The sequence below is a fragment of the Bradyrhizobium sp. genome (genome assembly GCF_019242285.1).
Taxonomy (GTDB): domain Bacteria; phylum Pseudomonadota; class Alphaproteobacteria; order Rhizobiales; family Xanthobacteraceae; genus Bradyrhizobium.
The window spans coordinates 1-10,995 of record NZ_JAFAVV010000508.1 but is presented as its reverse complement, the minus strand read 5'-3'; the positions used below and the strand labels follow the sequence as shown (position 1 = coordinate 10,995).

The 10,995-nt window shown below is 64.2% G+C and carries 9 protein-coding genes and 1 pseudogene; 4 read left to right on the top strand and 6 right to left on the bottom strand.

All coding sequences use genetic code 11. From position 1 onward, the window contains the following. The 4 genes from JOY90_RS20180 to JOY90_RS20165 form a co-directional block, all read right to left on the bottom strand. Nucleotides 1–354, bottom strand: a 354-nt coding sequence (locus JOY90_RS20180; protein ID WP_291692868.1) for an ATP-binding cassette domain-containing protein, incomplete at its 3' end; no start/stop codon positions are given. Next, entirely contained in the window at nucleotides 344–1,264 is a 921-nt protein-coding gene (locus JOY90_RS20175; protein WP_291692867.1) for a branched-chain amino acid ABC transporter permease, read from the bottom strand. The genes JOY90_RS20175 and JOY90_RS20180, both read right to left, overlap by 11 nt. Further along, nucleotides 1,257–2,183 (bottom strand): branched-chain amino acid ABC transporter permease, encoded by a 927-nt coding sequence (locus JOY90_RS20170; protein ID WP_291692866.1) that lies wholly within the window; start codon nucleotides 2,181–2,183, stop codon nucleotides 1,257–1,259. The genes JOY90_RS20175 and JOY90_RS20170 overlap by 8 nt, the downstream gene beginning before the upstream one ends. Before the next feature lie 43 nt (nucleotides 2,184–2,226). Next, complete coding sequence (locus JOY90_RS20165; RefSeq protein ID WP_291692865.1) at nucleotides 2,227–3,474, bottom strand: amino acid ABC transporter substrate-binding protein; 1,248 nt, start codon at nucleotides 3,472–3,474, stop codon at nucleotides 2,227–2,229. Between the two features lie 189 nt (nucleotides 3,475–3,663). Between JOY90_RS20165 and JOY90_RS20160 the strand changes: the two genes are divergently transcribed. The 4 genes from JOY90_RS20160 to JOY90_RS20145 all read left to right on the top strand — a co-directional run bounded on the left by JOY90_RS20160 (nucleotide 3,664) and on the right by JOY90_RS20145 (nucleotide 7,509). Beyond that, complete coding sequence (locus tag JOY90_RS20160; protein ID WP_291692864.1) at nucleotides 3,664–4,077, top strand: Zn-ribbon domain-containing OB-fold protein; 414 nt, start codon at nucleotides 3,664–3,666, stop codon at nucleotides 4,075–4,077. Nucleotides 4,078–4,082: 5 nt separating this feature from the next. After that, nucleotides 4,083–5,222, top strand: coding sequence for a thiolase (locus tag JOY90_RS20155; protein WP_291692863.1), 1,140 nt, complete (start codon nucleotides 4,083–4,085; stop codon nucleotides 5,220–5,222). A gap of 115 nt (nucleotides 5,223–5,337) precedes the next feature. Then, on the top strand, nucleotides 5,338–6,252 hold the full coding sequence (locus JOY90_RS20150; protein ID WP_291692862.1) for an SDR family oxidoreductase: 915 nt from the start codon (nucleotides 5,338–5,340) through the stop codon (nucleotides 6,250–6,252). A 96-nt stretch (nucleotides 6,253–6,348) separates the two neighbouring features. After that, complete coding sequence (locus JOY90_RS20145) at nucleotides 6,349–7,509, top strand: SMP-30/gluconolactonase/LRE family protein (protein ID WP_291692861.1); 1,161 nt, start codon at nucleotides 6,349–6,351, stop codon at nucleotides 7,507–7,509. 118 nt (nucleotides 7,510–7,627) lie between these two features. On the opposite strand, the gene ppc is transcribed toward JOY90_RS20145, so the two are convergent. Both ppc and JOY90_RS20135 read right to left on the bottom strand, forming a co-directional pair. Next, nucleotides 7,628–10,408: a phosphoenolpyruvate carboxylase gene (gene ppc / locus JOY90_RS20140; RefSeq protein ID WP_291692860.1), complete on the bottom strand. Its 2,781-nt coding sequence runs from the start codon at nucleotides 10,406–10,408 to the stop codon at nucleotides 7,628–7,630. A 103-nt stretch (nucleotides 10,409–10,511) separates the two neighbouring features. Then, nucleotides 10,512–10,995 (bottom strand): annotated as a pseudogene (locus tag JOY90_RS20135) (long-chain fatty acid--CoA ligase); the annotation flags it as partial.

The following is a 10,995-nucleotide window of genomic DNA, read 5'->3' as shown; positions in this document are numbered from 1 at the left end:
CGGCGGCGTCACCGTGGCGCGGCCGTAGCGCAGCGCCACCTCGATGTTCTCGCGCACGGTCAGCGACAGGAACGGCTTTGGCACCTGGAAGGTACGGTTGATCCCGCGATGGACCAGCCGGTGCGAGGCAACGCCGCCGATCGACGTACCGTCCAGCATGACCTCGCCACCGTCGGGTGCATAGAGGCCCGAGATCACGTTGATCGCCGTGGTCTTGCCGGAGCCGTTCGGGCCGACCAGCCCCAGGATTTCGCCCGGCGCGGCATGGAAGCTCAGGCCATCGAGCGCATGGAAGCCGCCGAAGCGCTTCACAAGCCTGGTGACATTGAGGATGGGTTTTGGCTCAGGGGACATGCCAGCCCCTGCGCGTTGCCAGCGACACTAGCCCTGCGGGCAGAAACAGCACCAGCCCCATGATCAACAGGCCATAGATGAGCTGGAAATATTGCGGCGTGGTGAAGCCGATCAGGTTGTAGATGCCGTAGAGGATGATGACGCCGACGATCGGCCCCGTGATGGTAGCCACCCCGCCGAACAGCGCGAACACGATGGCGAAGATCGAGAACTCGCCGGAGAACACATTGTCCGGATAGAACACCGAGACGTACCAGGCATAGATGCCGCCGGCGAGGCCTGCGACCAGCGCTGAGACGAGCCAGGCGATCACACGCATCTTCACCACGTTGACGCCGGCCATCGCGGCGGAGACGGCGTCCTCGCGCACTGCCTGCAACGCGAGCCCAAAGCCCGAGTTCTTCAGGTAGACGACGCCGACCAAGGTCAGCGCCAGCACGGCCAGCGCCGAAGAATAGGCGAGTGTCGGATTGAAGGTGCCCGTCAGCGACACGCCATACGGCCCCTTGGTGATGCTCTCCAACGCCGGGTTGGCGACGAAATGCAGCACCGCGAGCGAGGCCGCGAGATTGGCGATCGCGAAATAGGCCCCCGACAGCCGCAGCAGCGGCGTCAGGAGGAGCCCGAGCAGCACGCCGACGATGCCGGCAACCAGCACCGCCGGCAGAGCCGGCGATTGCAGGTGCATCACCATGATCGCAAAACCGTAGGCGCCGGCACCGAAGAAGCCGACATAGCCGAACGGCAGATAGCCGGTGAAGCCGTAGATGATGTTCACGCCCTGTGCCAAGGTCAGGAAGATCACGAAATTGAACAGCAGCAGATGGTTCTGGTAGACGCCGGGCAGCACCGCAAACACGACGATCAGCGGCAGCAGGATGAACAGCGTGTGCTTGACGGCGCTAGGCAACGCGCACCCGCCTTCCGAGCAGGCCGCTCGGGCGCAACAGCAGGATCAGGATCAACAGCACGTAAGGCAACAGATCGGCCCACGATGAAAGATAGGTCTGCACCAGCATGTAGCAGACGCCGTAGACGATGCCGCCGAGCGCGGTGCCGAGCGGGTTTCCTAGCGAGCCCAGCACCACGATGGCGAAGGAGGTAACGGTGGCGTCCGCGCCAAACGCCGGCGTCACCGAGCCGAACATGAAGGGCGCGAACACGCCGGCTACCGCCGCGAGCCCAAGCCCGATGCCGAAGGCCGCCGCCGAGACACGGTCGACGTCGATGCCGGTCGCCAGCGCCTCGTCGCGGCGCGACATCACCGCACGCGTCAGGGTGCCGAGCCGCGTCCGGTAGAGGTAGAGATAGACCAGTGCGATCGCGATCAGGCTGGTGGCGGCCGCGATCACCCAAGGGGCTGGAAACCCCTGCCCCATTATATGGATCGGGCCGGCGGCGCCGGGCTTGCCACCGAACCATCTGACCTTGATGGTCGTGAACACGGTGCCGAGCAGCCGGCTCTGGATCGAGCGCTCGCTGGTGCCGGCGAAGATCGTGGTGATCGCCTCGACCACCTGCGACAGGCCGAAGAACAGGATGATTGACAGCATCTCCGGATTGGCCGAGCCCTGCAGGCGCGGCACCAGCACCCAATAGAGCAACAGACCCGCCAGCACGAAGATGACGAAGGCGAGCGGCACCGCGAACAGCGGATCGATACCGAAAAGCGCCACCACGCCCAGCGCGATGAAGGCGCCGAGCATCAGCGTGTCGCCGTGTGCGAGATTGACGATGCGCATGACGCCGAACACCAGATTGAGGCCGATACCGACCAGGCTGAAATAGAGCCCGAACAGCACGCCCGCGACCAGCGCGTAAGTCAGCATCAGCGCCCGGCCCCCGGCGACGTTCCCTCAGCTTCAGGCGGCGTCATGGAGCCGGATAGACCGGCTTGCCGGTGGCGGTCTCATGCGGATAGATCGAGACGAACTTGATGTGGCCGTGGTCATCAAGCACGAGCTGACCGAGCGGCGTCAATTCGCCGATCTGGCCGCCCATCTCGTCCAGCGCGAAGGTGCCATCGAGCGTCTTGAGCTGGCCCGAGAGCGAGAACACCGCGCGCCGCAGCTCCATCTGGTCGAGGCTGGTCGCGACCGACAGCGTCTTTTCGATCACCAGCGCCGTGGTGTAGCCCGCGACCGCATTGAAGCCGAAATCGATCTTGCCGTCGGAATATTTCTTATCCCAGGCCGCCCTGTAATCCTTCATGCTCATGCCGAACTCGACCGGATAGGCGAGCTCGGAGGGCGGAACGTAGGTCCAGACATGCTCGAGCCCCTTGGCGCCGACGTTCTTTTCCAGGAGCTCGGTCTCGATGCCGGCATAGATCGCAAACAGCATCTTGAACTTGACGCCAACGTCCTGGACGTTGCGCAGGAAGGCGATGTCGTTCGGCGCATAGCCGAGATGGATCACCGCATCCGGCTCCGCGTTGCTGATGTTGTTGATGATGACGGTGTAGTTGGTGGTCTCGGTCGGGACGCCCTGATCGTAGACGATCTCGATCGGCGCGCCCGACTCCTTCACGAACTTGCGGAAGGCGTTGGCCTGCGTGCCCGTGAACTCGTTGGTCGCATAGAGGATGGCGACCTTCTTGATGCCGAGTGCGGGCCCGTCATGGGTGATGAAGTCGGCGACCGGCTTCGGCCACACGGTCGAGACCGGATCGGCCATCAGCGCGATATAGGGATTGTCCTTGGAGAAGAAGCTCGCGCCCGTGCCGGTCTGGTCGAACAGGAACATCTTGTGGTCGCGCGCGATCGCGACCGCCGGCGCTGTCAGCACCGAGCCGGAATCGGCGACCAGGAGATCGACCTTGTCCTGGGTGATGAGCTGGTTGTAGAGCGTCGATGCGGTCGCGGTATTGCTCTGGTCGTCATAGGACACGAGCTTGACCGGCAGCTTCTTGTCGAACGCCTTCACATAGACACCGCCATCGGCGTTCTTCTGCTCGACCCAGAGCTTCAGCGCGCTGTAGACCGGCATCGAGATCGAGGCGAAACGCCCGGAGGACGCGTAGAGCGTGCCGATCTTGATCTCGGCAGGCGCGTCGGCAGCGAAGGCCTGCGTGGCCAAACCCAGACCGGCGGCCAATACCGCACCCGCTACCTTGAACATTCCATTCCTCCGAAATCTCTTCGTCTCGCGGCACTTCTACCGCGCCGGATTAGACGGAAACAAGCGGGTTCGTCTACTGCATTGTGCGCCGGCCGGAATATGCGCCATGTGCAGATCGGCCAAGCCGTTGACGCCGGGTGGCCCGATGGCGCATCAAACCGGTCAAGCATGTTTGGAGGAACGTTCGAAATGGCCGAGGCAGCACGCGCACGACCTAAACCGACGCCGGAAACCCAGCATTTCTGGGACGGCACGCAGGCCGGCGAGCTCAGGCTGCAGCGCTGCGATGCCTGCGCCCATGTCTACTTTCCGCCGCGACCGTTCTGCCCGTCCTGCGCCTGCCGCAAGGTCACCGTCTTCAAGGCCAGCGGCAAGGGCAAGCTCTACAGCTATGTGATCAACCATCGTCCCGCCGCGCCCGGCTTCACGCCGCCCTACTCCATCGCCGTAGTCGAGCTCGACGAGGGCCCGCGCATGATGAGCAACATCGTCGACTGCCCGCAGACGCCGGAGGCGCTCGAGCTCGACATGCGGCTCGAGGTCATCTTCGAGAAGCTCGACGACAAGATCACCCTCCCGAAATTCCGTCCGGCGAAGGGGTAGACATCATGCGCAGGAACCAGGTCGCCGTCGTCGGCGCGGCCGAGACCACCGAGCTCGGCGTCATCCCCACCATGTCGCAGATCCAGCTCCATGCGGATGCGGCGCTGAACGCGATCGCCGATGCCGGGCTGAAGCTCTCCGACATCGACGGCTTTGCCACCGCGGTCGAAAGCCCGCAGCAGGTCTGCCATTATCTCGGCATCACGCCGACCTGGGTCGACGGCACCTCGGTCGGCGGCTGCTCGTTCATGCTGCATGTGCGGCACGCAGCGGCCGCGATCGAGGCCGGGCTGTGCAAGACCGTGCTGATCACCCATGCCGAGAGCGGTAAGTCGATGATCGGCAAGCAGCCGCGCTCCACGCCGGCCGACAGTCTCAACGGCCAGTTCGAGGCGCCGTTCGGCGTGTACGGTCCGCCGAGCATGTTCCCGATCCCGGTGCTGCGCTTCATGAAGACCCATGGCATCACCCATGAGCAGATCGCCATGGTCGCGGTGGTGCAACGCGAATGGGCGGCCAAGAACCCGCGCGCAACGATGAAGGAGCCGATCACGGTTGCCGATGTCCTGAATTCCCGGATGATCGCCTACCCGTTCCGCCTGCTGCAATGCTGCCTCGTCACCGACGGCGGCGGCGCGCTGATCCTCACCTCCGCCGACCGCGCCAAGGATTTTCCCACAAAGCCGGTCTACATCCTCGGCACCGGCGAAAGCGTCGAGACGCCGATGGTGAGCCAGATGGAGACGTTCAATTCCTCGCGCGCCTTCAAGGTCGCGGGTCCGTTGGCGTTCAAGGAGGCTGGCATCGCCCACGACGACGTCGACCACCTCATGGTCTACGACGCGTTTGCCCACCTGCCGCTGTACGGTCTCGGCGACCTCGGCTTCGTGCCCTATGAGGAGACGGGCAGGTTCATCGCCGACGGCAACACCCGCCCCGGCGGCAAGCTGCCGCTCAACACCAATGGCGGCGGCCTGAGCTACATGCATTCGGGCATGTACGGCATGTACGCGCTGCAGGAGAGCGTACGGCAGATGCGCGGCATTGCGCCGGCGCAGGTGGCGAATGCGAAGATTTCGGTGTGCCACGGCGTCGGCGGCATGTTCGCGGCGTCAGGCACGATCATTTTCACGAACGAGAAGTAACAGCCGTCGTCATTCCGGGATGGTCCGAAGGACCAGACCCGGAATCTCGAGATTTCGGGTTCGACGCTGACGCGTCGCCCCGGAATGACGGTGAGAACAAGGGGAGAAAACAAGCATGACAAAATCACTCGAAGGCAAATCCATCGTCGTCACCGGCGCGGGCCGCGGCATCGGCCGCGAGATCGCGCTGCTCTGCGCGGCCGAGGGCGCCAGGGTCGTGGTCAACGATCCCGGCGGCGCGGCCGACGGCTCGGGCTCGAGCGCGGCGCCCGCCGAGGAAGTGGTCGAGGAGATCAAGAAGCGCGGCGGCACCGCGGTCGCCAACTTCGAGACCGTGGCGGAAGCGATCCCCGCAAGCCGCATCGTCAAGACCGCGACCGACCATTTCGGCCGGCTCGATGGCGTCGTCAACAATGCCGGCATCCTGCGCGACATGATCTTCCACCGCATGAGCGTGGAAGCCTTCGAGGCCGTCATCAAGGTGCACCTGATGGGCTCGTTCTACGTCTCGCATGCCGCGGCGCGGCTGTTCCGCGAGCAGGAGAGCGGCGCCTTCGTGCACTTCACCTCGACTTCCGGTCTGGTCGGCAATGTCGGCCAGGCGAACTATGCCGCGGCCAAGCTCGGCATCGTCGGCCTGTCGAAATCGATCGCACTCGACATGAACCGCTTCAACGTGCGCTCGAACTGCATCTCGCCTTTCGCCTGGAGCAGGATGATCGGAACCATCCCGACCGAGACCGAGGCCGAGAAGGCCCGGGTCGAGAAGATCAAGCAGATGGGCCCGGAGAGGATCGCGCCGATGGCGGCGTTCCTGCTGAGCGACGCCTCGAAGGATGTCACTGGACAGATCTTCGGCGTCCGCATGAACGAGATTTTCCTGTTCAGCCAGAACCGTCCGCTGCGTTCAGTGCAGCGCAGCGAAGGCTGGACGCCGGAGACCATCGCCCAGCACGCGATGCCGGCGCTGAGGCCGTCGTTCTACAAGCTCGATCGCTCCGCCGATGTCTTTAGCTGGGACCCCATCTAAATTACTCTATCTCAGGTTGTTTTTTGCAACTCGGCCCGCTTTATGCCGGATTGCGGTCACATGCTTTCCTCCCAACAAGAAACTGGGAGGAGAATCATGACAAGCCCACTGACCTTTCCCGACACGATCGACAAAGCCGTCAACCGCCGCAGCCTCTTGAAGGGGGCGGCGGTTTTTGCCGCCTCGGCGGCGACCGTCAATGCGGCCTCGGCGGCCAGCGTGACGCCACTCGGCCAGACCGGCGCACCAACGATGTCCACGGCTCCGCTGCCGTTGGGCCCTCTTCCCGGCAGCCGCTATCCGGATTCGCGCCTGGAGTCGGCCAAGAAAGGCAAGGTCACCTTCGGACCCGCCGAGTTTCCGGCCTTCGCCGGCACCATGGCGGTCGAACGCGTCGCAACCGGGTTCCGCTGGGCCGAAGGGCCAGTCTATTTTCCTGCCGGGCGCTACGTACTCTTCAGCGACATTCCCAACAACCGCATCATGCGCTTCTGCGAAGATGACGGGCACATCAGCGTCTATCGTCAGCCGTCGATGAACTCGAATGGCAATACGATCGATCGCGAGGGACGCCTGATCACTTGCGAGCACAGTGGCCGCCGGGTCACTCGGACCGAGCTTGACGGCTCGATCACCATCATCGCCGACAAGTACAACGGCAAGAAGCTGAACTCGCCGAACGACGCGGTCGTCGCCGCCGATGGCGCGATCTGGTTCACCGATCCCGCCTACGGCATCGGGGGTTACTACGAAGGCATCAAGGCCGATCCCGAGCAGGAGAAGCACAACGTCTATCGGGTCGATCCGAAGACCGGCGACGTCAAGGTCGTTGTCGACGACTTCGTCGAGCCCAACGGACTTGCCTTCTCGCCCGACGAGAAGAAGCTCTACATCCTCGACACCGGCTTCACAGACGGCCCAGACAACCCTTCCCATATCCGCGTGTTCGACGTCGATCATGGGAGTGGCAAATTATCGAACAGCAAGGTGTTCGCCGAGATGCCGAAACCCAGCATCACCGACGGGGTGCGTTGCGACACCGAGGGACGGGTGTGGTGCTCGGTCGGCTGGGGCGATCCGAACGAGGACGGCGTGCGATGCTACACGGCGGGCGGCGAGCTGCTCGGCAAGATCCACATTCCGGAAACCGTCGCGAACCTGTGCTTCGGAGGCCAGCAGCGCAACCGACTCTACATCTGCGGCTCGAGCTCGCTCTACGCGGTCTACACCAGCGTGCAGGGCGCGCTGAAGCCGTAGTTGCTGGGCGCATGCTCAAACAGCAACCGCCGTCGTTCTGGGGTGCCCCGCCCGGTCCGCGCAAAGCACGGCCGGATGGGCGCATCCCGGAACGACGATGGAATTTGTCGTCAGCGGCTCACCCCGTATTCCGCAGCCCCGCCGAAATCCCGTTGATGGTGATCTGAATGCCGCGCAATATCTGCTCGTCCGGGTTCTGGGCGCGGTATTCCTTCATCAGCTCGACCTGCACGTGGTTCAGCGGATCGAGATAGGGAAAGCGCTGGCGCACCGAGCGTTCGAGCAGCGGATTGCCCTGCAACAGCCGATCTTGCCCGGTGATGTCCAAGAGCGTCTCGATGGCGAGATGCCATTCCCGGCGGATGCGGCTGAAGATTTTTTCACGCAACGCTTCGTCCGGCACCAGCTCGGCATAACGGGTGGCGATCGCGATCGAGCTCTTGGCGAGCACCATGTCCATGTTCGACAACAGCATGCGGAAGAACGGCCATTCCTGGTAGAGCTCCTTCAGGAACGGCATGCCCTGCTCGGGATGCTCCGCGATCCAGGCGTCGACCGCGCTGCCGAAGCCGTACCAGCCCGGCAGCATCAGGCGGCATTGCGCCCAGGAGAACACCCAGGGGATCGCGCGCAGATCCTCGATGGCGCGGGTCTTCTTGCGCGAGGCCGGCCGGCTGCCGATGTTCAATGTCGCGATCTCGTTGATGACGGTGGACGCCCAGAAATAGTCGACGAAGCCGTCGGTCTCGTAGACCAGACTGCGATAGGCCTTGAAGGCCAACGCCGACAATTCGTCCATCGCGGTGAGGTATTCGGGCTTGGGGGCAGGTTGCCGCGGATGCAGCAGGCTCGTTTCCAGCGTGGCGGCCGCGAGAATCTCCAGATTGCTGCGGCCGACCTCGGGATTGGAATATTTGCTGGAGATGATCTCGCCCTGCTCGGTGATGCGGATCTGGCCGTTCACCGCGCCGCCGGGCTGCGCCACGATCGCATCATAGCTCGGTCCGCCGCCACGGCCGACCGAGCCGCCGCGGCCGTGAAACAGCCGCAGCCGCACATGGTGTTGCTCGAACACTTCGACGAGGCCGATCTCGGCCTTGTACAGCTCCCAGCCCGAGGTGACGAAGCCGCCGTCCTTGTTGCTGTCGGAATAGCCTAGCATCACCTCCTGCAAGGCGCCGCGGCTGTCCACCAGCCTGCGGTAGTCGTGCAGCGACAGGATGCGGTCCATGATGCCGGCGGCCGCCTGCAAGTCCTCGATCGTCTCGAACAGCGGCACGATGTTGATCGCACTGCGGCCGGAAGGGTCGATCAGGCCAACCTCCTTCAACAAGAGCGCGACCTCCAGCATGTCGGAGACGCCCTTGCACATGGAGATGATGCATTGCGGGATCACGTCGTGGCCGAACCTGGCATGCGCCTCGGCTGCGGCGTGGAATACGGCGAGCTCGCCCAGCGTCTCCTCGCTGTATTTGATGAAGCTCGAGGTCAGCGGCCGCGGGCTGCGCAGCTCGTTGGACAACAGCGTGATCCGCGCCTCTTCATCGAGTGCCATGTAGGACAGGCCCGGCATCGCCGCATCCAGGAGCTCGGCGACCGTGCGCTCGTGCACCGCGGAGTTCTGCCGAATGTCGAGACGGGCAAGATGGAAACCGAAGCAATCGACCGCGCGACGTAGATGGCGCAGCCGCCCCCGCGCGATCACCCGGACCTTGTTGGACATCAGCGAGTGATGCAGCACGTCGAGATCGGCCTGGAATTCGCTGACGCTGCCATAGGGCGGGGCTTCGCCGACCGGCCGCCGCACCACCTCGACGTCGAGCTTCTCGGCGGTGGCGCTCAGCCGGGCATAGATGCCGGACACGGCGAGCCGGTACGGCTCGCCGCTGCGATGCGGCGAGGTGTCCGGCGAGCGCGCGGCCAGTGCGCGCAATTCCTCGGTGAAGCCGACCAGATGCGAGGCCATCGACAGCTCGGCGCCGAGCTCGTGCAACTCCTCGAGATAGAATTGCAGCGCCCGGCTCGACTGCAGCTTCAAGGTGCCGCGCATCACCTCCGCGGTGACGAAGGGATTGCCGTCGCGATCGCCACCGATCCAGCTTCCCATCTTCAGGAAAGAGGCCAGCTCCTCACCGGTCGTCTCACCCTCGTTCAGCCGATCTTCCAGCGCGCCGATCAGCCGCGGCACCTCGTGCAGGAACGCGTGGTCATAGAATTCGAGACCGTTCTCGACCTCGTCCAGCACGGTCAGCTTGGTCCTGCGCAAGAGATTGGTCTGCCATAAGGTCAGCACCTCGCGGCGCAAGGCCTCGTCGCTGGCCGCGGCTTCCTCCGCCGTCATCTGCAAGCGCTCGCGGCGGTCGAGCAGATGGGCCACCTCCATCTCACGGTCCATCGTACTCTTGCGGCGGACCTCGGTCGGATGGGCGGTCAGCACTGGGCTGACCAACGCATCGGCGAAGAAGCGGCGGAGATCGGCGGGGCTGTGGCCGGCGGCCTTCGCGTGCGACAGCGTCTCCGCCAGCACGCCCCCGGCAGCGCCCCGCGCCCGCATCCGGCGAATGTTGTTCTGGTCCTCGGCGATGTTGGCGAGATGGGAGAAATAGCTGAAGGCCCGGACGATCCGCACCGTCTCGGAGATCGACATGCTGTCGAGCATCGATTCAAGCTCGCGCCGCGCCAGCCGGTCCTCGTCGCGGTGGAAGCGGATCGAGGTCTGCCGGATGCGCTCGACCAGGTCGAAGACGTCCTCCCCCTCCTGGTCGCGGACGGTGTCGCCGAGAATGCGCCCGAGCAGCCTGATGTCGTTGCGCAGCCTCGCATCTTCCTCGACCGCCTGTGCATCATCGAACCGGTTGGCGCGAAGCTCGGCGTCCGAAGGCATCGTCTGGACGGTCATGTCGGCTCTCCAGAGGCGGCCCCGGCAGCCCCTGAAGTCTGCAAACATTTTTGCGGCAGTGCAAGATCAAGAAAGAGGCGGCATTCGGCTCGGGTGCCAATCGCTAGATTCGCCGGCCCGCCTGTTCCCAATACGGATCACGCAGCCGACGCTTGAAGATCTTGCCGGAATCCTCCCGGGGCAGTTGAGACCGGACTTCGATGTGCTTAGGCACCTTGTAGTCGGCGAGCTGGTCCTTCAGCCGGGCGCGGACCTTGGTGATATCCAGCGTCACCCCCCTCTGCGGTTCCACTACCGCCATCAGCGCTTCGCCGAACTCGGCGTCGGGAATGCCGAACACGGCGCAGTCATGCACGCCGGGCGCGGCATGCAGCACCGCCTCGATCTCCGCCGGGTAGATGTTGACCCCGCCCGAGATCACCATGTCGCGCTTGCGATCGCACAGGAAGACGTAGCCATCGGCGTCGATATAGCCGACATCGCCGGAGGTGATGAAGCCGTCGCGCTCGATCTCGGTGCGCTTCTCCGGCTTGTTGTGATAGGTGAAATCCGGATGGGCCGCGATCCGCGAATAGATTTCGCCGATC